This window comes from Kribbella sp. NBC_00382 (assembly GCF_036067295.1).
Taxonomy (GTDB): domain Bacteria; phylum Actinomycetota; class Actinomycetes; order Propionibacteriales; family Kribbellaceae; genus Kribbella.
The window spans coordinates 863,121-885,620 of record NZ_CP107954.1; the positions used below are offsets into that span (position 1 = coordinate 863,121).

General features: G+C 68.5%; 24 protein-coding genes. 8 read left to right on the forward strand and 16 right to left on the reverse strand.

Annotation, left to right across the window (positions count from 1 at the left end; all coding sequences use genetic code 11):
- Positions 1–60: 60 nt before the first annotated feature.
- Positions 61–597 (reverse strand): TetR/AcrR family transcriptional regulator, encoded by a 537-nt coding sequence (locus OHA70_RS04285; RefSeq protein WP_328328737.1) that lies wholly within the window; start codon positions 595–597, stop codon positions 61–63.
- A 91-nt stretch (positions 598–688) separates the two neighbouring features.
- On the opposite strand from OHA70_RS04285, the gene OHA70_RS04290 reads away from it, so the two are divergent.
- Together OHA70_RS04290 and OHA70_RS04295 are read left to right on the forward strand one after the other, a co-directional pair.
- Positions 689–1,603, forward strand: a complete 915-nt coding sequence (locus tag OHA70_RS04290; protein WP_328328739.1) for a TIGR03564 family F420-dependent LLM class oxidoreductase — start codon at positions 689–691, stop codon at positions 1,601–1,603.
- Positions 1,604–1,725: 122 nt separating this feature from the next.
- Complete coding sequence (locus OHA70_RS04295) at positions 1,726–2,730, forward strand: class I SAM-dependent methyltransferase (RefSeq protein ID WP_328328741.1); 1,005 nt, start codon at positions 1,726–1,728, stop codon at positions 2,728–2,730.
- On the opposite strand, the gene OHA70_RS04300 is transcribed toward OHA70_RS04295, so the two are convergent.
- A complete protein-coding gene (locus OHA70_RS04300) occupies positions 2,723–3,103 on the reverse strand; it encodes a winged helix-turn-helix transcriptional regulator (RefSeq protein WP_328328743.1) in 381 nt (126 codons plus the stop codon). The genes OHA70_RS04295 and OHA70_RS04300 overlap by 8 nt on opposite strands.
- A gap of 61 nt (positions 3,104–3,164) precedes the next feature.
- Here OHA70_RS04300 and OHA70_RS04305 point away from each other — a divergent pair, with 61 nt between their 5' ends.
- Positions 3,165–4,121, forward strand: a complete 957-nt coding sequence (locus OHA70_RS04305) for an NADP-dependent oxidoreductase (protein ID WP_328328745.1) — start codon at positions 3,165–3,167, stop codon at positions 4,119–4,121.
- Positions 4,122–4,179: 58 nt separating this feature from the next.
- Here OHA70_RS04305 and OHA70_RS04310 read toward each other — a convergent pair whose 3' ends face one another.
- On the reverse strand, positions 4,180–5,133 hold the full coding sequence (locus OHA70_RS04310; RefSeq protein ID WP_328328747.1) for a LysR family transcriptional regulator: 954 nt from the start codon (positions 5,131–5,133) through the stop codon (positions 4,180–4,182).
- Positions 5,134–5,217: 84 nt separating this feature from the next.
- Between OHA70_RS04310 and OHA70_RS04315 the strand changes: the two genes are divergently transcribed.
- Entirely contained in the window at positions 5,218–6,036 is an 819-nt protein-coding gene (locus OHA70_RS04315; RefSeq protein ID WP_328328750.1) for an alpha/beta fold hydrolase, read from the forward strand.
- 265 nt (positions 6,037–6,301) lie between these two features.
- The gene (locus OHA70_RS04320; protein WP_328328752.1) at positions 6,302–6,931 is read left to right on the forward strand and encodes a superoxide dismutase; all 630 of its coding nucleotides are present in this window, start codon (positions 6,302–6,304) and stop codon (positions 6,929–6,931) included.
- Positions 6,932–6,980: 49 nt separating this feature from the next.
- Here the strand turns inward: OHA70_RS04320 and OHA70_RS04325 are convergent, their stop codons facing one another.
- The 10 genes from OHA70_RS04325 to OHA70_RS04370 form a co-directional block, all read right to left on the reverse strand.
- Positions 6,981–7,427 carry a YdeI/OmpD-associated family protein gene (locus OHA70_RS04325; RefSeq protein WP_328328754.1) on the reverse strand — a complete coding sequence of 149 codons (447 nt, stop codon included), beginning with the start codon at positions 7,425–7,427 and terminating at the stop codon, positions 6,981–6,983.
- Positions 7,424–8,221 (reverse strand): alpha/beta fold hydrolase, encoded by a 798-nt coding sequence (locus OHA70_RS04330; RefSeq protein WP_328328756.1) that lies wholly within the window; start codon positions 8,219–8,221, stop codon positions 7,424–7,426. Before OHA70_RS04330 ends, OHA70_RS04325 begins: the two co-directional genes overlap by 4 nt.
- Positions 8,218–8,994, reverse strand: coding sequence for an alpha/beta fold hydrolase (locus OHA70_RS04335; protein WP_328328758.1), 777 nt, complete (start codon positions 8,992–8,994; stop codon positions 8,218–8,220). Before OHA70_RS04335 ends, OHA70_RS04330 begins: the two co-directional genes overlap by 4 nt.
- A 355-nt stretch (positions 8,995–9,349) precedes the next feature.
- Positions 9,350–10,600 (reverse strand): RNA polymerase sigma factor, encoded by a 1,251-nt coding sequence (locus OHA70_RS04340; protein ID WP_328328760.1) that lies wholly within the window; start codon positions 10,598–10,600, stop codon positions 9,350–9,352.
- A gap of 137 nt (positions 10,601–10,737) precedes the next feature.
- The gene (locus OHA70_RS04345; RefSeq protein WP_328328762.1) at positions 10,738–11,115 is read right to left on the reverse strand and encodes a YciI family protein; all 378 of its coding nucleotides are present in this window, start codon (positions 11,113–11,115) and stop codon (positions 10,738–10,740) included.
- 138 nt (positions 11,116–11,253) lie between these two features.
- Complete coding sequence (locus OHA70_RS04350; RefSeq protein WP_328328764.1) at positions 11,254–12,840, reverse strand: LCP family protein; 1,587 nt, start codon at positions 12,838–12,840, stop codon at positions 11,254–11,256.
- Between the two features lie 344 nt (positions 12,841–13,184).
- Positions 13,185–13,451, reverse strand: a complete 267-nt coding sequence (locus OHA70_RS04355; RefSeq protein WP_328328766.1) for a hypothetical protein — start codon at positions 13,449–13,451, stop codon at positions 13,185–13,187.
- An 81-nt stretch (positions 13,452–13,532) separates the two neighbouring features.
- Positions 13,533–14,207, reverse strand: coding sequence for an SDR family NAD(P)-dependent oxidoreductase (locus OHA70_RS04360; protein WP_328328768.1), 675 nt, complete (start codon positions 14,205–14,207; stop codon positions 13,533–13,535).
- 10 nt (positions 14,208–14,217) lie between these two features.
- A complete protein-coding gene (locus OHA70_RS04365) occupies positions 14,218–15,099 on the reverse strand; it encodes a hypothetical protein (RefSeq protein WP_328328770.1) in 882 nt (293 codons plus the stop codon).
- 73 nt (positions 15,100–15,172) lie between these two features.
- Entirely contained in the window at positions 15,173–16,108 is a 936-nt protein-coding gene (locus tag OHA70_RS04370; protein ID WP_328328772.1) for a GntR family transcriptional regulator, read from the reverse strand.
- 99 nt (positions 16,109–16,207) lie between these two features.
- On the opposite strand from OHA70_RS04370, the gene OHA70_RS04375 reads away from it, so the two are divergent.
- Entirely contained in the window at positions 16,208–17,416 is a 1,209-nt protein-coding gene (locus tag OHA70_RS04375) for an FAD-dependent monooxygenase (RefSeq protein WP_328328774.1), read from the forward strand.
- Here OHA70_RS04375 and OHA70_RS04380 read toward each other — a convergent pair.
- Positions 17,388–18,017, reverse strand: a complete 630-nt coding sequence (locus OHA70_RS04380; protein ID WP_328328776.1) for an HD domain-containing protein — start codon at positions 18,015–18,017, stop codon at positions 17,388–17,390. The genes OHA70_RS04375 and OHA70_RS04380 overlap by 29 nt on opposite strands.
- 132 nt (positions 18,018–18,149) lie before the next feature.
- Here OHA70_RS04380 and OHA70_RS04385 point away from each other — a divergent pair, with 132 nt between their 5' ends.
- Positions 18,150–19,109 (forward strand): GlxA family transcriptional regulator, encoded by a 960-nt coding sequence (locus OHA70_RS04385; protein WP_328328778.1) that lies wholly within the window; start codon positions 18,150–18,152, stop codon positions 19,107–19,109.
- 13 nt (positions 19,110–19,122) lie between these two features.
- Here OHA70_RS04385 and OHA70_RS04390 read toward each other — a convergent pair whose 3' ends face one another.
- A complete protein-coding gene (locus OHA70_RS04390; RefSeq protein ID WP_328328780.1) occupies positions 19,123–19,713 on the reverse strand; it encodes a TIGR03086 family metal-binding protein in 591 nt (196 codons plus the stop codon).
- A gap of 150 nt (positions 19,714–19,863) precedes the next feature.
- Here OHA70_RS04390 and OHA70_RS04395 point away from each other — a divergent pair, with 150 nt between their 5' ends.
- The gene (locus OHA70_RS04395) at positions 19,864–20,451 is read left to right on the forward strand and encodes an HhH-GPD-type base excision DNA repair protein (protein WP_328328782.1); all 588 of its coding nucleotides are present in this window, start codon (positions 19,864–19,866) and stop codon (positions 20,449–20,451) included.
- A 798-nt stretch (positions 20,452–21,249) separates the two neighbouring features.
- Here OHA70_RS04395 and OHA70_RS04400 read toward each other — a convergent pair.
- On the reverse strand, positions 21,250–22,464 hold the full coding sequence (locus OHA70_RS04400) for a YibE/F family protein (protein ID WP_328328784.1): 1,215 nt from the start codon (positions 22,462–22,464) through the stop codon (positions 21,250–21,252).
- Between the last annotated feature and the right edge of the window lie 36 nt (positions 22,465–22,500).

Genomic DNA, 22,500 nt, shown 5'->3' on the forward strand with positions numbered 1-22,500 from the left:
ATCGAGAGCCGCAGTCTATGAGACCGCGACGGGAGTCACGTCATGGATGACCCGGAAGCGTTACGAGCGCACGGCAGGACTGACACCGCGGATAGCCAGGGCGAGCAATCGCTCGGCCCGGACGGGGTCCTGGTCGCTGGCTGAGGAGATCCCGTTGACCAGGCCCAGCAGGTCGCCGATCGTCGCGTCCCGGTCTGCCGCGTGGTGTTGCTGAGCACGGTCGAGGAGCTGCCGGCCGGCCCGGGTGATCCGGGCGTGGAACTCCGAACCGCGCTCGGCGCTCATCATCAGGGCGGCGCCGAGACCGCGGTTCCGAGTGGCGTGGGCGACGACGGCCGACAACCAGCTGCGGAGCGCTTCCCCTGAGTCGTCGTGGTCGAGCAGCTCGTCGGACCGCGCGCAGACGGCGTCGACACTGCTCTTGAACACCGTCTCGAGCATCCTGGTCCGGCCGCCGAAGTGCCGATGCAGGGTCGCCGAGCCGACCCCGGCCCGGCGGGCGATCTCTTCCATCGAGGCGTCCGCGCCCTGCTCGGCGACGACCTCCGCGGCCACTGCGACCAGCCGCTCGAAGTTCCGTCGCGCATCGGCCCGCACAACATCTCCCTTGCTAACTGGGGTGGTCCCCCATATCGTACCCGAGTAGCTAACCGGGGTGACACCCCACTTAAATTCCAGGGAGTACGAGATGCGGATTGGCCTGGCGGTCGGCGAGGTACGCGGTCCGGCGTCACTCGATGACGTCGTTCAGCAGGTACGGGATGCGGCCGGCGGTTTCTCGACCGCCTGGATCTCACAAGCTTTGGGCCTCGACGCGCTGACCGCGCTCGCGGTAGCCGGCCGCGAGGTCGGTGGGATCGAGCTCGGGTCCGCGGTCATCCCGGTCCCCCAACGCCATCCGCTGGCTCTGGCCAGTCAGGCGCTGACCGTCCAGGCGGCAACGGGCAACCGCCTCAGCCTCGGCATCGGCGCTGGTATCGCGGCGATGACTGCCGGGATGTACGGCCTACCGGCGGATCGCCCCGCTCAGCGGACGCGCGAATATCTACAGGTAATAAGCCCCCTGCTGCGCGGCGAGGCCGTCGACTTCGCCGGCGAGACGCTGAGAGCAGTCGGCGCGGTGCAGCAGCCGCCGCCGCTCCCCTCCCTGACGCCGGCCGCACCCCAGGTGCTGGTAGCTGCCTTGGGGCCCGCGATGTTGCGGGTGGCGGGAGAACTTGCGGACGGGGTGGTGACCTGGATGACCGGGCCCCGGACGTTGGCTGAGCACATCGTGCCGTCGGCGCAGAAGGCAGCCGCCCAGGCGAGGCGGAGCGCGCCGCGGGTGGTCGCCGGGCTGGCGGTTTGCGTGACTGATGACGCGGACGAGGTGCGGACTCGGTTCGGCGCGCAGTTCGCGATGGCGGGTCAGGTTCCGGAGTACCGGGCGATGCTCGACCGGGAAGGCGTCACCTCACCGGCGGAGTTGCTGATCACCGGCTCCGAAGCCGAGGTCGCTCGGGCGATCACCCGACTCGCTTCCACCGGGATCACCGACCTGATGCTCGCGCCGTTCGGCACGCCGGAAGAGCAGAACCGGACGACGGCTAGCCTGGGGGCATGACGAGACCGATTCACGCCGCCGTCGTTCGCTAGTCCTCCGTTCCTGCTCACCGGTGCCGCATCGCGGCGATCGGGCGAGCCACGCTGCCCATCTTCAGCTCTCGAAGCAAGCAGGAACGGTTCATGGACAACGTCATCACCGTGGACGATCGACTGTCCGCGCGGCAGGCAGACAGCCTGATCGCCCAAGGCAACCAACTCGTCTGGCAAGGCGACTTCCAGCACGCCAAACAGTTGCTCACCGCCCTCAAACGACCCAGGAAGGCGCTGAACTTCCAGCAGTACCGCAATCACCAGGCCGACCAGGCCCGCCGCCTCAATTCGTTGCTGATAGCAATGGATGACCAGTACGTCATCCCGCTCCGCCGCGCACCGGAGGTCGCGCAAGCCTGTCGCGAGGCCTATGGCGCGAGCGACGGCCCTCGACTCATCCCGTTGCGCGAACTACTCGGCGTCATCGGCGCGCATCAACTCCGCCACAAAGGCATCGAGATCCCGGCGCTGAACGACCGGATCCATCCGCACTACGGCGTTTTCGCGCCGACCAGAGCCGAGTACGTCGAACTCGCAGCGGCTCAGCAGTTGCCTAAAGCAACCATTGCCTTCGACATCGGTACCGGCACCGGAGTGCTCGCCGCACTGCTCGCCGGACGTGGGGCGCGGGTGATCGCGACGGACACGAGCAGCCGGGCGATCGCGTGCGCCCGCGACAACCTCCGGCGGATCGGGCTGGCGGATCGGGTCGAACTGCTCCACCACGACCTCTTCCCGCCAGGCCGGGCGGATCTCGTCGTCTGCAATCCGCCTTGGATCCCGGCCCGCCCGATCACCGAGCTCGACCATGCCGTCTACGACGAGAACGGGCAGATGCTGCAGGCCTGGCTCGACGGGCTGGCCGAACACCTCACGCCGGACGGGGAGGGCTGGCTCATCCTGTCCGACTTGGCCGAGCATCTGGGGCTGCGAACCCGGGCCGAGTTCCTCAGCAAGATCACGCGAGCCGGGCTCAGGGTGGCCGGGTGCGATTCCGTAGTACCGGGGCATCGAAAGGCCAACGACAGCAGGGATCCGCTGCACTGGGCCCGGGCGAAGGAGGTGACCTCGCTCTGGCGGCTGAAGGTCAGCTGATCTCGTGGAGGTGGGCTTCGACCCAGGTGCGGAGGCCCGCTAGTGGGGTCGAGACGCTGTGGCCGAGGGCGGTCAGCGAGTACTCGACGCGGAGCGGGACCTCGGCGTAGATCTCGCGGTCGATGAAGCCGCTGTCCTCGAGCCGGCGCAGGGTATTGGTCAGCACCTTCGGACTGATGCCCTGCAGCCGGCGCTGGAGCTCGCCGAACCGGACCGGGCCGTCCTCCAGCGCGCCGATCGCGAGGGCGGCCCACTTGTTCGCGAGCAGGTCGAGGACGTCGCGGCACGGGCACTGGATCGCGTACACATCGTGCTTGTCGTGCACTCCGGTCGAGCAGATGACGGTCACGGAAGGCCCTTCTGAGCTGATCACTTTCCGAAAGATAGTAGCAGCCCTTGCGGGAAAGTACGGCTCCGCAGATAGCGTCCGGCCCATGAAAGCCATCACACAGAACAAGCTGGGCGGACCCGAGGTCCTGCACGTCGCCGAGGTTGAGCGACCCCAACCACTACCGACCGAGGTCCTGGTCCGCGTGCACGCGGCCGGCGTGAACCCGGTCGACTACAAGACCCGCGAGGGCGGCGGCATGCAGGGCGTGCTCGGTGAGCCGCCGTTCATCCTCGGCTGGGACGTGTCCGGCGTGGTCGAGGAGATTGGGTTCGGCGTGCACACGCTCGAGGTCGGCGATGAGGTCTACGGGATGCCGTGGTTTCCACGGGCCGCTTCCGCGTACGCCGAGTACGTCACCGCGCCGTCTCGGCAGTTCGCGAAGAAGCCTGCCAACTTGAGTCATGCCGAGGCGGCGGCGCTTCCGCTGGCCGGGCTGACGGCTTGGCAGATCCTGACGGCTGCGGCTGAGCTTCAGCAAGGGCAGCGGGTGCTGATCCATGCGGCGGGTGGCGGGGTCGGGCATCTTGCGGTTCAGTTCGCGAAGAACCTTGGCGCCTACGTGATTGGGACGGCGAGCAAGGCCAAGCACGATTGGCTGCTGTCGCTGGGGGCGGATGAGGTCATCGATTACCAGACGACCGACGTCGAGTCGGCGACGAGTGGGCTGGATCTGGTAGTGGATCTGGTCGGTAGCGAGACGACGCTCGACCAGTCGATCAAGGTGCTCAAGCCGGGTGGGCTGCTGGTCGCAGTACCGTCCGGTACTTCACCTGAGCTGCTCGCCAAGGCTGCGGCGGCCGGTGTCCGGGTGCGGCCGTTCCTGGTCGAGCCGGACGGGTACGCGCTCGGGGAGATCGCGGTGCTGGTGGAGCACGGCGAGGTACAGGTGGAGGTCGAGGAGACCTTCCCGCTGGCCGAGGCGGGCGAGGCTCACCGCCGGATGGCGAGCGGTAGGACGCAGGGCAAGCTCGTGCTGGACGTGCACAACGACAGGAAGTAGTCGCCTCGATCGTCCGGCGCTCGGCTCAGGGGATCGTGCCGGACGGTCGATCTGCGGACTACCTCCTGTCGTTATGCCCGCGGCCCTCGGGCTCAGGCAGCCAGGCGTTCTCGGGGACGGCGAGCCAGTCGTCAGTGGCGAGTTGGTCGATCGCCGCGTTGAGGGCGTCGAGCGCGGGGTGAGCGAGGTCGGCCCGCCAGATCATCGACCACGGATAGAGGATCACGGGGTCGACGACCGGGCGCAGTACCGCGCCCGGGACCGGCGGCTGGGTGCTCATCGTCAGGATCGGGGAGTTCCGGTCGCGGATGTGCTGCGCGAGCTCATCCGCGCCGCCCTCGACATGCGGATGCGCGAGCGTCCGGTCGACACCCCATGGCGCGAGCAGCTGCAGGATCGCGTGATCCCAGGCGGGGGTGGCGTGATTCCCCGCCCGGTAACACAATCCGGTCCCCTGCAGGTCCTGCAGCGATATCTCGGCGCGGGCGGCGAGCGGGTTGCTTTCAGGCAGCAAGACGGCCAGTGGTTCGTACCGGACGACACGCTGACGCAGACCTTCGGCCGGCCCGGGATGCCGGCCGAAGGTGACGTCGAGACGGTCGGCCTGCACCAGCGGTACGGCCGCCTCGGTACCGGTGTGGAAGCGAACGAAGAACTCCAGCTCCGGCGCGATCCCTCGGGCAGCCGCGAGCACGAGCGTGGGCGTGAGCCCCGGGCCGACCACGTCGACTGTCATCGACGGGGCGAAGCCGCGCAACTCATGCACGGTGAGGTCGTGCAAGCTGATCAGCTCACGGGCCCTGGCGAGCAGCTTCTGCCCGGACGGCGTCAGTTCGACCCGGCGAGTGGTGCGATCGAAGAGCCGCGCGCCGAGGCGATCCTCGAGCCGGCGGATGTCGCGACTCAACGCCTGCTGCGCGATGAAGAGCCGCTGGGCCGCACGGCTGAAGTGCAGTTCCTCCGCCACGACGACGAAGTACCGCAGCATCCGGATCTCCAGGTCATCGGGCACCCGACCTTATTAACACACTTGGGGTGTTAATAACGGTCGAACAGGTGTTGGAGTCCGCGGCCCGGTCTCCCGCATGGTCGAGACATGACTACACAGACCGTTTTGACCCTCGACGTCGACGATGCCCGCCTGTACTACGAACTGCGCGGCACCGGCCCACTCGTCGTACTGGTCGGCGCTCCGATGGATGCCGACTCCTTCGCGCCACTGGCCGACCTGCTGGCCACCGACTACACCGTGCTGACGACCGACCCGCGCGGGATCAACCGCAGCCCGCTCGACAACCCCGACCAGGACTCGACTCCCGCGCAGCGGGCTGCCGACCTGGCTGCTCTGATCACCCACGTCGGCGCCGGGCCCGCCATCGCGCTCGGGTCGAGCGGCGGGGCGGTCAGTGTGCTCGCGCTCGCGGAGCTCTACCCCGACTCGGTCAGCAGGGTGATCGCGCACGAGCCGCCGCTGCTCAACCTGCTCGACGACCGGGTCGAGCAGAACGCGCTGTCAGAGGACCTCCGCGCGACCTACCTGTCGGGCGACGTGGTCGGTGCGTGGGAGAAGTTCTTCGCGCAGGCGAACATCTTCCTGCCGCCGGGCATGGCCGCGGAGATGTTCGGCGGCGAGCGCGACACGCAGTCGATGGTGGACGAGCGGTTCTGGTTCGGGCACGAACTCGGGCCGAGCGTCAGCTGGGAGCCCCGGCTCGACACCCTGCGAGACGGGCCGGTCCGCATCGTGGTCGGCATCGGCGAGGAGTCGGGCGGCCAGCTCTGCGAGCGCACCTCGACCGCGCTCGCGGCTGGTTTGGGGGTCGAGCCGACCCGTTTCCCAGGCGGGCACACCGGGTTCGCCGATGACCCGGCGACCTTCGAGCCGGTACTTCGGGCAGTGCTCGCCGAGGGGTGAGGCGGGGCATCACGTAGTACCGGGGCGACCAGCGGGTGAACTGTTGCGAGGCGGCCTACGGACCGGTGGAGGGACGGGGCAGACTAGGTCCTAGCCGGAGCGGGTCGGGTAGGCGCAGGCGTCTTCTTGACCTCAACACTGGTTGAAGTTTCAAGGTAGAGCCTGGAGGGTGGGTTGACCGGGGCCGGAACGGGCACCGGGTCGGCACATCGTCGAAGGATCTCGCAGCAGACCGGCCCCTCGGGGCCCTGACGAAGGAGCAGAGTTGACCACGAAGTACACGCTTCCGGACCTCGGCTACGACTACGGCGCGCTGGCGCCGAGCATCGCGGGCGAGATCATGGAGCTGCACCACTCGAAGCACCACCAGACCTACGTCAACGCCCTGAACGACACCCTGGAGAAGCTGGCCGCGGCCCGCGAGAGCGGTGACTTCGGCTCGATCGTCGGGCTGGAGAAGACGCTCGCCTTCAACCTCGGCGGGCACGTCAACCACTCCATCTTCTGGAAGAACCTCTCCCCGGACGGCGGCGACAAGCCGGACGGCGAGCTGGCCGCGGCGCTGGACGAGTCGTTCGGTTCGTTCGACGCCTTCCAGGCCCACTTCACCGCTGCCGCGACCACCATCCAGGGGTCCGGCTGGGCCATCCTCGGCTGGGACGCGCTGCAGGGCCAGCTGCTCATCCACCAGCTGTACGACCAGCAGGGCAACCTGCCCGCCGGGCAGATCCCGATCGTGATGCTGGACATGTGGGAGCACGCCTTCTACCTGCAGTACAAGAACGTGAAGCCGGACTACGTCAAGGCCTGGTGGAACGTCGTCAACTGGGCCGACGCCCAGGCCCGCTTCGACGCGGCCCGCACCAACGCCGGCGGCCTGATCACCGTCGCCTGACGCACGCCTAACCGTCCGAAGAACCTCCTCTCAGAGGTTCTTCGGACTGTCAGCGCTGGCCGCGGCCGGAGGCTAGGCGTTCAACTGCTTTGGTGATCCGGTTGGCGCGGGTCTCCGGCTTCTTCGCCTCCTCGATGCCGAGGACGAACCAGCTGCGCTGGCTGTAGGACAAACCGTCGAAGAACGCCCGGGCCTTCGGCTCGGCGTCGAGAGCGGCAGCGAAATCCGCCGGTACTTCGACCTCGCGCGGCTGATCATCGAGCGCGATCTCCACGTCGACCTCATCGCCCCCGGCCACACCCGCCGCCTCGCGGTGCTTGACGCTCAGCGCGACCATGTACCGTCCGCCCATCACCGCCACCGAGTTGCGGTACGTGTAGCCGTTCAAGGTCACCACCACCGGCGGCTTCTTCCCCTGGCCGAGCGCCTCGATCACCTCGGCCGGCACCTCGATCCCGGTCACCGTCGTACCGGCGATCGTCGTCGTGAACTTCATCTCGACCTCCCGAAGAACTCGGTCAGCACCGGCGCGATCGCCGACGCCTTGATCATGTGGTTCTGCCCTGGGATCTCCCGATGCACAGCCCCCGGCACCGCCTCCGCGACCGCCTTCACCGATGTCCGCATCCAGGCAGGACTCTTCCCGCCGCCCACCACGAGCACCGGCAACTCCACGCCGGCCCACTGCGACGCATCGAGCGGCTTGCCGAACGCGTTGTCCCCGACCACCGCAGCGTCGTACGGGAGCGTATGGGCGACCGCCTTCAGCCCCTTCCACGCCGGCATCAGCTTCATCAGCGTGACGACGATCCCGGGCAGCCCGATCCCCTTCGTCATGAAGTACCTGATCGCGTCCCCCGGCCGATCCGACAACGCCTCGAGGTCAGCCACCCACGTCCGCGGGATCGCCTTCCGGCTGTCGTCGACCACGTACGGCGCCTCGAACACCACCAGCTTGCTGATCGGTACCCCCGCCGCCGCGGCCCGCAACGCGAGCGCCGCTCCCGACGAGGACCCGTACACGTACGCCGACCCGCCCGCCGCCTCGATCACCGCGGCCAGATCCTCGATCTCCCGCTCCACCTCGTACTCCGCTGCGTCGCCGCTGTCCCCGCGTCCGCGCCGGTCGTAGGTGTAAACCGTGAACCCAGCGGCCAGCAACCCGGCCAGCTCAGGCATCGGCCCCTGCGCGCGACTGCACAGCGCGCCGTCGACAAGGATCACCACTGGACCATCGCCGGCCCGGTCGTACGCGATCGTGGTTCCGTCTTTGGATTCGACGGTATTCATACCCAGAACTCCTTCAGCGCGGGAGCCAGTACGGCCGGGTCGACATTGTGCTGCTGCTCAGCCAGTACTACGTGACTGCCATCCTCCAGCAATTCCGCCACAACCTTGTTGCTCTCGGCCATCCACGGCCAGGCGATTCCTCCGGTCAGCACCCGGGTCGGCTGGTGGATCGCCTTGATCGCCTCGGCCGGTACCGAGTAGTCGCCCATCACCGTCGCGTCGTACGCGAGCGTGTGCGCGATCGCCTCCTGCGCCGGCCACCACGGCGACGCCTTCGCCTGCGCCACGAACTCGGCGGGCATCCGGACCACCTCGGCCATGAAGTACTCCGCCGCCTTGTCGCGGCGTCCCTCGGCGACGAACCCGCGGTAGATCGACGCGGTGTCGGGCCGCGGACGACCTTCGGCACCTTCGAGGAAGTACGGCGGCTCCCAGAGGGCCAGCTTGTTGACCGGCCGGCCGGCCGCGGTCGCGAGGAGGGCAAGCGCGGCACCGGAGGACGTACCGTACAGGTGGGCTGAGCCGCCTGCGACGGCGAAGATCGCGTCGAGGTCCTCGAACTCGCGCTCGATCGCGTAGACGTCGGCGTCACCGCTGTCGCCGCGACCCCGGCGGTCGTAGTTGTAGACGGTGAAGCTCTGCGCCAGAAGCGCGGCGAGTGGGGCGTTCGACATCCGATCCACCGATCCACCGCAGACCAAGACGACGGCGGGGCCGTCGCCGAGCTGGTCGTACGCGATCTGAGTGCCGTCGGCCGAGGTGACTTTCTGCATGATGTGCTCCTTCAAACGGCCGATGCCTCTCATCTGGCCTCACCGCTGCGTCGAACCACCAACCCTCAGATCGACACCCCTGCCCAAAAGATTTCTGACGCGGTGTCGGGGTGGGTGTTCAGGCCCAACCCGACTCGCATGTCGAGCTGGAGAGCTGCTGCCTGGAAAGAAATTTGCACCTGGTAACGAAAAGTTTCCGTTCGGACACCAGCCGTTGATCCGGCAGCCCCGCCGCCAGGGCAATGTCGGCCATGCAAACACCGTCTACCTGGCTTGTGGTTCGCGCGGTGCAAGGCGTCGATCCGACGAGCGAGTCGGGGTGGGTCTGGGCACCGGCCGGGAGTGAGTCAGGTGGCTAGCAGGCTGCGGCGCGGTCTAGTAGGAACGTTCGCTCGCGTTCGTTGCGGGTCAGGGTGGCCGCTTTCTCGAACTCAGCCCGGGCCTCGTCGAGTCGGCCTAGCTTGAACAGGAGGTCGCCTCGGACGCTCGGCAGGAGGTGGTACTCCTTCAGGGACGGCTCATCGGCGAGCGCGTCGACGGCTGTGAGTCCTCGCTCGGGGCCGAAGGCCATCGAGATCGCGACTGCCCGGTTGAGTTCGACCACGGGTGATGGGGTGACTTGGGCCAGTACGGCGTACAGGCCGGCGATGCGGGCCCAGTCGGTGTCGTCCGCTTCGGCGGCGCGGGCGTGGCAGGCGGCGATGGCGGCCTGGAGGAGGTACGGGCCGGGGGTGCCGTCGAGGTTCCAGGCGTGGTCGATGCTCTCGAGGCCGCGGCGGATGAGGAGGCGGTCCCAGCGGCGGCGGTCCTGATCGAGCAGCAGGACGGGCTCGCCATTAGGTCCGACGCGGGCGTTGGCGCGTGACGCTTGGATCTCCATCAGCGCTACCAGACCGTGTACTTCGGGCTCGGCCGGCATCAGTTCGGCGAGCAACCGGCCGAGTCGCAACGCCTCGTTGCACAGCGTCGGCCGCATCCAGTCGTCGCCGGCGGTCGCCGAGTAGCCCTCGTTGTAGATCAGGTAGATGACTTCGAGCACGGACGAGAGCCGGTTGATCAGGTCCTCACCGGTCGGTACTTCGAACTCGACCTCGGCCTTGGCCAGATTGCGCTTGGCTCGTACGATCCGCTGCGCGATGGTCGCCTCGGGTGCGAGGAACGCGCGCGCGATCTCGTCGGTCTTCAACCCACCGAGCAGCCTGAGCGTCAGCGATACCCGCGCGTCGGTGGTCAGTACTGGATGACAAGCGGTGAAGACCAGCCGCAGGAGGTCGTCCTCGATCGTGTCCTCGAGAATCGCCTCGACATCGTCCTCGACGCTGTCCCCGTCGATCTCGAGCTCGTGCCCCATCTCGGCGAGCTTGCGCTGGTACGTCTCCTTGCGCCGGATCAGGTCGATGGCCCGCCGCTTGGCGATCGCCATCAACCAGGCGCCCGGGTTGTTCGGTACGCCGGATTCCGGCCACTGCTCCAACGCCGCGACCAACGCGTCCTGAGCCAGCTCCTCGGCCAACCCGACATCCCGCACGATCCGAGCCACCCCGGCAATGATCCGAGCCGACTCGATCCGCCAAACAGCATCGATCGCCCCGTGCGTCTCAGTCACCGTCACCCACCCGATAGAACCCCACCCGCAGCCCAACAGCAAGCCAGAATCCGCGACCTTGAACACCCACCGGCGACCTTGAACACGTTATTACCTGTCCAAGGTCGCCGTTTGGTGTTCAAGGTCGCCAGTTGTGGTCAGCTGAGGAAGACGCCGGCGTCGGGGGCGAAGTCGGCTTCTTCCACGACCCGGCGGACCTCTACCTCGTTGCTGAGGGCCTCGGCCAGGCGGGCGGCCCATTCGACGGCTTCGTCGCGAGTGCGGACGTCGACGACGATGATGCCGCCGATCAGCTCCTTGGTCTCGGCGAACGGGCCGTCGGTGACGGTTCGCTTGCCGTCGGCCACCTTCACCCGGGCGCCCAGCCCGCTGCGGTGCACGCCCTCGGCGAACAGCAGCACGCCCGCCTTCGACAGGTCGTCGACGACCTTGCCGACGGCCTCGCCCACCTGCTGGCTCACCATCCGGCCGGCCTCGGTGTCGTCGTCCGCCTTGTTGATGATCATGTAACGCATCGGTCCAACTCCCTCGTCCTGGAGATCCTTTGATCTCACGTCGACCGGGTCACCACCAGATCGACACCCGGCCGAGAAGAACTTTCAGCTCGGCAGGCAGGCACCGGGCAGTCAGCTCGGCGGGCACTCTCCGGGTGATCAGCTCGGCTGGTCGCCCTCGGGGTGGTACGCGCAGGCGTCGGCGAGGTCGACGGTGGCGGGCGGCGGGGTGGTCTTGCCGGCGCCGGGGCGGGCGAGCGTCTTCGGGTCCTTGGTGCTCGGGGTGCTCGGCGGCGTCGTGGTGGCCGGGGTCTCCGGCTTGGGCTCGAGGGCCTTGGCGACCGTTTCGCGCAGGCCTTCGTAGTCCGGGTGGAGGTACTTGAGCTTCAGCTTCGACACGTCCAGCGAGACGTTCGAGACGGTGCCCGACTTCACCTTGAGGGCGAGCTGGATCAGGGCCGGCAGGAGTTCCTGCGGGATGTCGGTACGGAGCAGGTTCTTGCCTGCCTTCGCGATCGCCTGGTACTTCGTGACGAGCGTGCTCGGGTCGGCCGCATCGACCAGCGCCTTGATCGTGCAGCGCTGCCGGATCTGCCGCTGGTCGTCGTCGGCACCGTACCGGCCGCGGGCGAACCACAACGCGTGCGGACCGTCCAGGTGCTGCTTCGGGCCGGGCTCGATCCACTCGGCCGGCGGGATGTGCGCGCTGCTGATGCCACCCATCGCGACCCGCTCGTTCACGTTGACCGTGATCCCGCCGAGCGCGGAGACCAGCTGCGAGAAGCCCTTCAGGTTGACCTGCAGGTAGTAGTCGAGCTTCAGCCCGACCGCCTCGCCGACGGACTGCTTCACCACGTCGGCGCCCTCGTTGTCGGACGGGCCGAGGATGCCGGGGTGCGCGTCCGGGATGTTCTGGTACATCGCGGTCAGCATCCACTCCAGCCGGCCCTCGAGGCTGAGCCCCTCCTGGCCGAAGCCGTTCGGGTAGAACTTGTGCAGCGGCGAGTCCTTCGGGAACGGCATGAAGGTGAGCTGGCGCGGCATCGAGATCAGCGAGGTGTCGCCGGTCTTGGTGTCGATGCTGGCCACGATCACGGTGTCGGTACGGATCCCCGGCCGGCTCGGTGCGTCGTCACCGCCGAGCAGCAGCAGGTTGAGCCGCGGACGGTTCTCCCACGGGTCCTTCACGTTGACCGTCTTCGGCCGGGTCGCGCTCTTGCTCTCGCCCTGCGAGACGAACACGTTCTGGACCAAGTCGCGCTGGGCGAGCACGTTCTCGACCGCGATCGCGGCGGGTGCGGCGATCGCGAAGCAGAGCAGGCCGACCAGCATCGCACCGACGGCCCGGCCGCCTGGCGCAGCCGTTGCCGGACGCAACAACCGGTGCGAGCCGACGATCACGATGATCCAGCCGAGCGCGATCGCGCCGAGCACCACACTGGTGATCAGCAGGCGACTCGATACGACGGCAGCCGACAGCACCTCGTCGCGCCGGGTGAGCCCGACGTAGACACCGAGCGCGATCAGCCCGACCGTCAGCGTCAGGACAAAGGACCCGAGCCGCTTGCGCCCGCCGATGATCAGCCCGAGTCCGGGCAGCAGCGCACTGAGCAGCGTCAGCCCCAACGATCGCGGTACCGACCGAGCCCGCCGAGCAATCCGCTCCGCCGCCCGCCGATCCCGCCGGCTCCCGCTCGCGTTCCCAGCACCGAGCTGGTCCCGTCCGCTCTCGTTTGTCTCCCCCACCACCCGCTCACCGTCCCCCCGGCTCGCAGCTTCCCCAGTTCCACCAGCATCCCCAGCGGCACCAAATGTGGGATCACCGCTCACCCCAGCGGTGTCGCCCAGCCCACGATCGGAGCCCACTCCCCCAGAGTCGGCCGCGCGGGCGAGACCCGCAAGATCCGCTTCATCTCGGGTAGGGCTCGACTGCCCATCGGTGCTCGGATCAGCACTGGGCAGGGGCGCGCCTTTGGCCCGCTTCGCGCGAGAACGACGCCCCATGACCTCCCCTGTCCGCCTGTGGATGCGCGACCAGTACCCAGGCCACACACCCTTCTAGACGCCAAAAAAGGCCGAGAGGTTTACTTTCAGCGGAAATCCACCTGTCCCTGCGGGACCCGCGACGGCTCCAGCGGTCGCAGCAACCCGGCGGCGAACCACGCCTCGACGGACTTCGCCTCCTTCGTGTTCGGCACGTAGACGACCCGTGCCATCCAGTCGTCGGAGTTGTTCCGGCGCCACTCCAGGATCAGCCCGGGCCACGGGCCGCGCTCGTACGCCGTACCGAGAACCCAGCAGTGCCGGCGGCTCCGGTCGGGCGGCGGTTCGCGCGGATAGCGCCGGTTGCTCCCCATGGATCAAGCATCGCACATGCATTCGATTACAGCGCAAATCGGATCTGGTGGACCAGACGGCGACGATTCGGAGGGCTGGGGTCAGACCGGGAGGTGTGCTCCGGTGACGCCGGGGGTCTCGGCGAGCGCGCGCAGTACGGTCGCGATCTGGGCCGGTGGGGTCCACTTGGCGGTGTTCGCGTCCGGCATCGCGCGGCGATTGGTGGGGGTGTCGATCGTGCCGGGGAGGATGGCGTTCACGCGGATGTGATCCTTCGCGTACTCGACGGCGAGCGCGTCGACGAAGGCGAGCACCGCGGCCTTGGCGGTGATGTAGCCGGCCGCTCCTGGGAAAGGCTTCAGCGCCGACATGCTCGAAGTACAGGTGATCGATCCGCCACCCGCGGCGATCAGCAACGGCAGGATCGCCTGGGTGACCAGGTACGTCGGACGCAGGTTGACCGTGAGCTGCGCCTCGAACTCCTCGATCGGCGTCTCGTGTACCCGCGCCCCCGCGGCGAACCCACCCACCAGATTCACCAACGCCCGCACCGGCGCCGCTTCCTCCGCCCCCGCCACCCGCGCGACCTCGGCAGCACCGGCAGGATCGGCGAGATCGACGACGAGCGTCTCCAGCGCCGCGGCCGACCCGAGTTCACCGAGCGACTTCTCAGATCGGCCCGGTACGACCACCCGCCAGCCGGCCGCAAGAAACTCCGCGGTCACCGCCGAGCCGAGCCCACCGGTGCCTCCAGCAACAACCACGGTTCCAGTCATGCGGAGGAGCCTAGTCGGGGAGGGCTAGGGTGCGGCCGGCGTCTCGGGCCGCGGCGATGGTGCGGGAGAGGGTTTGTTTGAGCGAGTCGGCTTCGTCGGTGAAGCCTTGGACGACGGAGGTGTCGCCTGCTGGTTCCGTGCGGGCCAGGAGTTCTATGTAGCGGTCGCCGTCTGCCAGGGCTGCTTCGGCTCGGAGGGCGGCGTCGGCGGAGCGGACTCGGTCGGCGTAGCGCTCCAGTAGCTCGACCTTGTGTTTGATGGCGTCGACTGAGCGGGCCAGGGCACGACGCTGGGGGCCGAGGACCGCTTCGAGTTCGGCGGTGGCCATGCCGCGGGAGACCTCGCGCTGGCGGGCTCGGAGTACGGACTGTTCGTGCAGGACCTGGCCGATGTCCCAGAGTTGCTCGGGCAGGACGAGTTCGTTCTTGACGTCGTCGAGCAGGCCGCGCTGGGTGACCGTTGCCTCTAGCACCGACTTGACGGCGCGCTGGCCGCGGGCGAGCAGGCGGCCGGACTCCTCGTCGAAGTCCTCGGCGAGCAGGTACTTGCCGTGCTGCAGCCGGACCGCCTTCTGCTTGCGGTTCTCGACCGCGGAACCGACCCCGACCGCGCCGGTGGTGATGACGGCGACGATCGCGAGCACGAGCGCCGCCCACGCCGCGACGGCGGTCGGCAGGGTCAGCGCGAAGATGATGAGGGCGAGGATCCAGCCGCCGACGCAGACCGCGAGCCAGACGAGCAGCGAGCCGAAGGTCGCCGCAGGTTCGGTTGACCAGGACGTCTGCCGCTTGGGTTTCGGGTGGCTCGCGGGCACGAACAGCTCGGGTTTCCGCTCGAACAGCCGGCGGACCTCCACCGGCACGTCCGGCGCGAACACCGGTTCCGGGCCCATCGCACCTCCACCTCTGCGCTGCCGTCGCTACTGCGACGCCTCTACTCTGCCGCTACTGCGAACCTGCCGATACTCAGCGTAGCGGCGTCCGCCGCCGTTGCAGCGTGACCGCCAGCCCGTCGAGCACGATTCCGAGCCCGAACTCGAACAATTGGTCCAGATCGAAGTCGAACTCGAACCCGTCCGGGTCCGCCAGCGCGCGGAACCCGGCGAGATCCTGCTCGACGATCAACTCCGCCAGCCGCCCGGCCTGCTGGTCGGCCCACTCGTCGGCCGTCAGCCCGGTGTCCTGCTCGGCCTGCGCCTCGGTCTCCAGATTGAGCGCGACGCCACGGACGTAGCCGAAGACGGTGATCGCCGCGTACATCGACGTGTTCGCGTCCACGCCGAAGCCGCCGACAGCCCGCAGTACGGCGTCGGTATGCGGCAGCAGATTGGGCAACACCTGCGGCCGTCCGATACTCACCGCACTCGCCAACCACAGATGAGCCTTGTACGCCGCCCACTGCGCCCGCGCCGCCGCCTCGATCACCGCCCGCCAACTCCCCGATCGCCGCGGCATCGGAAACTCCCCGATCGCCACATCAACCATCTGCAGTACGAGCGCCTCCTTACCCCCCACATACCGATAGAGCGCCATCGTCGAAACCCCGAGCTCAGTGGCCACCCGCCGCATCGACAAGGCACCGAGCCCCTCAGCATCGGCAATCGAGAGCGCAGTCCGCACAACCTCCTCTTTGCTCAGGAACCCCGGGGGCGCGGCGCTCGCCGGGCGGGCGCGGAGCGGGGAGCTGGGCGGGCGGGTGCCTACGACTGTGCCGACGCCTGGGAGGGAGTGGACCAGGCCTTCCTGCCGGAGAGCGGTTAGGGCCTTGGTGGCTGTGGCCATGGCTACGCCGTAGGTGCGTACTAGTGCACGGGTGGACGGGATGCGGTCGCCTGGCTTGAGTTCTCCGGCGGTGATCTGCCGGCGGAGCTCTGCCGCGATCTCCTGGTAGGGCGCTGCCATGGGTCCTCCGAACTAGTGCACTCAGACGCGGGACAGCGGATCGTGTGACGCTGTCTCGTGTACACCGTACGTGCACTACCCCGATGGAAGGAAACCACCATGAAGGTTCTGATCTCCGGTGCTGGGATTGCCGGTCCGGCGTTGGCGTTCTGGCTGCGGAAGGCGGGGTTCGAGCCGACGGTTGTCGAGCTCGCCCAGGCACCGCGGCCGGGCGGGCAGACTGTTGACATCCGCGGCATCGCCCGCGAGGTGGTTGAGCGGATGGGGCTGATGCAGGTCGTCCGGGAGCGACGGATGCATGAGCGGGGGATGGACTACGTCCGCGCCAACGGTCGCCGGTCCGCCGCATTCCCGGCCGAGATCCTCCACGGCGCGGGCCCGGTCGCCGAGATCGAGATTCTTCGCGGCGATCTGTCCGAGATCCTGCTCAACGCGACGACCCAAGGAGTCGAGTACCTTTACGGCGACTCGATCACCAGGCTAACGCAGGACGACGACGGCGTCCAGGTCACGTTCCAGAGCGGCGTCGAGCGCCGGTTCGATCTGGTCGTCGGCGCCGACGGGGTGCACTCACGGACCCGGGCGCTTGCCTTCGGCAACGAAGCGGGGTACGTCGAGCACCTCGGCGGCTACAGCTCCTTCTTCACCGTCAAGACTCCCGAGCCACTCGACGGCTGGATGAAGATCCACTCCGCGCCCGGCGGCCGGTGGGTCGCGCTGCGGCCGGACCACGACCCGCAGTACGCGAAAGCCCTGCTCAGCTTCCGCTCACCGCTGCTCCCCCGTCTCAAGCAGGCTGAGCAGAAAGCCTTGCTGGCCAAGACTTGCGCAGGAGTCGGCTGGCACGCGCCCCACATCCTCGCCGCGATGCCCGGCGCCGACGACTTCTACTTCGACACCACGAGCCGTGTCGTCGTACCGGAGTGGTCCCGCGGCCGGATCGTCCTGCTCGGCGACGCCGGCTACTGCGGCTCCCCGCTGGCCGGCCACGGTACTGCGCTGTCCCTCGTCGGCGCCTACGTCCTGGCCGGCGAGCTCACCGAGTACGACGGCGACCACGCGCGCGCCTTCCCGGCGTACCAGCGAGAGATGCAGCCGTACGCCGATCAGCGGATGGAACTCCCGCCGGGCGGACTCAAAATGGCGATGCCCATGACCGCAACCGGTATCCGCCTGCGCGACGCCTCGACCCGGCTGATGACCTCGCGCCCGTTCCGTCCGCTGCTCGCCAAGCTGGCCGGCCAGCCCGACGCCATCACGCTCAAGCCGTACCCCGCGATTACTCAGGCCAAGACGACCCGAGGATGACATCGACGAAGTTGGTGCGCTCGAAGCCAGGCACGAACCGGTCGAGCACATCCGCCTTCACGTTGCCGAACGTGGTCGCCGGCCGGTGCTTGATGCCCTCGGTGAACGCGTGCAGGATCCGGTTCTTGAAGTCCGGCCGCGGGTGCGCCGCCACGATGGCGGCGCGCTCGTCGGCCGAGATCCGGTCCAGCCCCAGCCCGAGTACGTCGGCCTCGACGCCGGCCGTGACCAGCGCGATCTCCGGCACCATGTGCGCGGGGACCTCCGGCGTCGTGTGCAACGCGATCGCTGTCCAGACCAGCTGCGTCTCGCCGTCGCCGATCCCGTGCCGGCGCAGGAAGTCGGCGGCCGCGTCGGCGCCGTCGATCTCGAACCGCTGCTGCGACTCGCGGTACCGCTCGGTCAGCCCGAGATCGTGGAACATCGCGCCGACATACAGCAGCTCCGGGTCGTACTTCAGTTCCTTGCCGTTCAGCGAACCGAACAGGAACACCCGCCGGGAGTGGTCGTAGACCAGGTCGTCGGTCACATCGCGGACCAACTCGGTCGCCTCCTGGGCGAGCTTGCTGTCCGGGATCTCGATGCCTGCAATGCTGGACATTCATCCTCCTCGTGATTGATGTCCAGCCTCGCGCGGACGACCCGTGCGCGGTCCGGGCGATCCGGACGGGTATCCCTCCGATCCGGACACCTGACCGAGCGACGGCGACGGCCGGCACCGCATACTCGGGGAGTGCCCGATGTGCTGGTGGTCGTCTACGACGGAGTCCGGCTGCTCGACGTGACCGGGCCGCTCGAGGTGTTCGCGGTCGCCAACGAGCAGGGCGGCGAGTACCGCTCCTGCCTGGCCTCACCCGACGGGCGCGACGTGGTCGCCAACACGGGTACCCGGCTCGGGGTGGACCTCAGCCTGTCGTCGGCAGATGCGCGGGGCGCGACTCTCGTAGTACCGGGTGGGCCCAACTGGCTGCACACCATCAGCGATGCGGCCCTGCTCGACCAGATCCGCCGGCTCTCGGGTCAATCAGCCCGTACTGCGTCAGTCTGCGCAGGAGCATTCGCGCTGGCCGCGGCCGGGTTGCTCGACGGGCGCCGGGCGACGACGCACTGGGAGCTCGCTGACCAGCTGGCGCGGCGGTTCCCGTTGGTCGAGGTGGACAGCGATGCGATCTTCGTCCAGGACGGGCCGGTGATCACGTCGGCCGGGGTGACATCGGGGATCGACCTAGCGCTCGCCCTGGTCGAGAAGGACCTCGGTGCGGAGACGGCGCGGCTGGTGGCCAAGCAGCTGGTGGTGTTCCTGCAACGGCCGGGTGGGCAGTCGCAGTTCAGTGTGCGGCTGAGCGCGGGTCAGGCGCGGCATGAACTGATCCGCAAGGTGCTCGACGCGATCACCTCCGATCCGGCGGGTGACCACAGTCTCGAAGTACTGGCGTCGCGCGCCGGGGTGAGCACTCGGCATCTGACCAGGTTGTTCAACGACGAGGTCGGTACTACGCCCGCCCGGTTCGTCGAGAAGGTCCGGGTCGAGGCGGCCCAGCTCCTGCTCGAGGCGACGGCCGACCCGCTCGACGTGATCGCCCGGCAGGTCGGCCTCGGCTCCCCCGAGACGCTGCGGCGCGCCTTTACGCGGGTGCTCAACACGACGCCTGGGCAGCATCGAGCGCGCTTCAGCGGCGTACGGAAGAACTAGGCGCACGGAAGAACTAGTCGAGCGGGGAGATCCAGTCCGGGTTGCGGCCCAGGAGGGCGAGCAGTGTGGGCAAGTCGTTGGCGTCGCCGGCGGTTTTGAGGCTGCGCTCGAAGGCCGCACCGGGGCCTCGGGACGCCTCGGTGTCGGGGATCCGGCGGGCCAGGCCGAGGGCCATCTCGACCATGTCCTGCGGTGGGTCGTACGGGGCGTCGATGGCGCGGGCCAGGTCCCAGGCGTGGACGACGCAGTCGAGCTGGCGGAAGGTGAGCGCGACCCGGCGCGGGAAGACGCCGAACTCGCGGACCTCCATCGGCTGGTCGAGCGCTCCCCCGTCGGCGAAGGCCTCGGCCACGCGCACGTTGGAACGGCGGTAGGCGCCGGCCGGGTTGTCGCCGAGCCGCCCGCCGGTCCAGGTCTGGACCGGGGCCGAGCCGTCGCGAGCCGCCGCGGCGAAGCCTTCGTTCTCGCTGACGATGTGCCGCAGCAGGCCGCGGACCGTCCAGTCGGGGCAGGGAGTGGGAAACCACAGGTGCTCTGGTCGCACCTGCATGACTACTTCGCCGAGTACCGCGCCGGCTCGCCGATCCAGATCCCGGATGTCCATCCGTGCTCCTCCACGTCGTCGCCCTGCCCTCGCTGAGCATAGGCCGCGATGCCCGGCCCTGCCCGCTTTTCGGCGCGGATCCGGGCCGTCGCAGGGGTTAACCCGCAACCGGTACTGCGCCGGCTCCGCCGGAGCCAGTAGCCTGAGCGCATGCCCGGGACCCTTTACATCACAGGTGACAAGGCCGCCGACGGCCTGCTGAACAAGGACGGCACCGCCCTGCTGATCGGCATGCTGCTGGATCAGCAGGTGCCGATGGAGTGGGCCTTCGCAGGGCCGGCCAAGCTGCGGGAACGCCTCGGGCACCTGGACGCGAAGAAGATCGCCGCGATGGACGTCGACGAGTTCGTCGCGATCTGTTCGGAGAAGCCGGCGATCCACCGCTTCCCGGGCGCGATGGGCAAGCGGATCCACCAGGTCTGCGTCGTGCTGGCCGACGAGTACCGCGGCAAGGCGGCGAACCTCTGGAAGGGCGTCGACACCGGCGCCGAGCTGTACCGGCGGCTGCACGCCCTGCCCGGCTACGGCGAGGAGAAGGCGAAGATCTTCGTCGCCATCCTGGCCAAGACCCAGGGCGTCGCCCCGGACGGCTGGCGCGAGGCCGCCGGCAAGTTCGGCGACGATGTGCCGCGCTCGGTCGCCGACATCGACGGCCCCGAGTCGCTGGCCAAGGTCCGTGAATGGAAGAAGGCTCAGAAGGCCGCCAAGCGCGACAAGCAAGACAACTTAGTCGGCTGACTGATGGCCGCTTCCCGCGACACCGCTCAGGTTGACGGGGTACGGCTGGCGGAGGCACTCGATCGCGGGCCGTTCAGTCTCGCGTTGCGGTTGGCGGTTCGGGAGAGTGGGCTGAGTCTCGAGCGGTTGCAGTTCAAGCTGCGCGAGCGCGGTACGCCGGTGAGCAAGACCGCGCTGAGCTACTGGCAGCACGGGCGCAATCAGCCTGAGCGGGCGGAGTCGATGCGGGCGCTCGCCGTGATCGAGGAGATCCTCGGGCTGGACGCCGGGGCGTTGGCGGCGTTGCTCGGGCCGCCCCGGCCGCGGGGGCGTTGGCTGGTACAGAAGCCGGGAGCGTTGCGGCCGGACGAGGCGTGGGCCCGGCCCGACGGGCTGGCGCGTGCGTTGGAGCGGATGGGCAGCAATCTCGACGCGTTCCACCAGTTCGCGCACCTCGGGCTGCATCTTCAACTCAGCGTCGACGCCGAGCGGAAGCTCGAGTCGATCACCCATCACCTGGTCGCCCGCGCCGACGTCGACGGGATCGACCGCAAGATCGTCGCCGTCCGCAGCGACGCCGGTACCGCCGAACCGCTGGACATCACGAGCACCCGCGGCTGCCGGCTCGGCCGCCAGCGCCAGGACGCCGCCACCGGCTTCACCACCTTCGAGCTGCTGCTCGACCGCCCACTGCGCGTCGGCGAACTCGCAGTACTGCACTACAAGGTCCGTTACGACCTCCCCGACACCCTGCACAACCAGCGCGTGGAGCAGTCGACGCGGGACTTCTCGATGCAGGTGTCGTTCGCCCAGTCGACGCTACCGGCCCGGGTTTGCCGCAGCTACCGTTCCTCGGTCAGCGACAGCGGTAGCGTCACCGATCTCTCCGTCGGCGCGAGCCACACCGCTGCCTTCGCGGTCCTCGACCCGGCTCCCGGCATCCACAGCCTCGGGTGGGACTGGTTCTAGCACCGCGGCAGCCAACGCGGTCGTGATCGGTACTGCGGCCACGATCCCCAAACCGCCGACGAGCGCTCGCACCACCTCGACCGCTACCCGCTCGGTCGACAGCACGTAGCTCTCCGGTACGCCGCTGATGCTGAACAGCATGAGCATCGGCAATGCGGCTCCGGCGTACGCAAGTACCAGCGTATTGACGACGGCAGCCACGTGCGCCCGGCCGACTCGCAGGCCGGCGCCGAACAACTCCCGCCTTGTCGCCGTGGGTTTGGCAGCGGCCAGCTCCCAAACGACGGCCGTCTGGGTGATGGCGACATCGTCGAGTACGCCGAGCGCCCCGATCACCAGGCCGGCGATCAGCAATCCCTTGAGATCCACGCTCGGTACGTACGACGCGACCTCCGAGGCGCCGTCCGAGCTGAGGCCGCTGATCCGGGCCAGGCGGAGGAACACCTCGCCTAAGACAGCCGTCAGCATCAATGCGCCGATGGTGCCAAGTAGGGCGACCGAGGTGTGCACGCTGACGCCGTGCGTCAGATAGAGGGCCAGCACCATGATCGCCGTACCGCCGACAACCGCCACCAGTAAGGGATCCGAGCCCGAAAGGATCGCGGGCAACACGAACTGCGTCAGCACTACGGCTGTCACTGCTAGCGCAACTAGCGCCGCTACTCCACGCCAGCGGGACAGGGCGATCACTGCTACCGCGAACAGGCCGGCCAGTAATAGGAGTGGGCGGCCGCGGTCCTGGTCGACGTACAGGTAGCGATCTGCCGGGTCGGCCTGTTCGACCACGCCCAGGAGGATCCGCTGGCCGGTCTCCACGCGCGGTACCAGCGGATGCTTGACCGCTCGCGCCGTCACGACTGTCCCCTCGCCGACGCCGTCGGTCACCTTGACGGTCGCTCGGTCGCACTCGTCAGGGGCGAGCGGACAGGGCACGACGGCGGTCACGATGCCCTTGGCCTTGGCGCTTTGCAGGGCGTCGACCTTGATCTCGCTGCCTGGTCGCAGTACCACCAGGAGGACGATCGTCAGGCCGAGCAGTGGCAGCAACAAGCCCAGCACCAGCATTCTCGTACGCCGTGCCACCCCGCGGGCAGGGCCGTG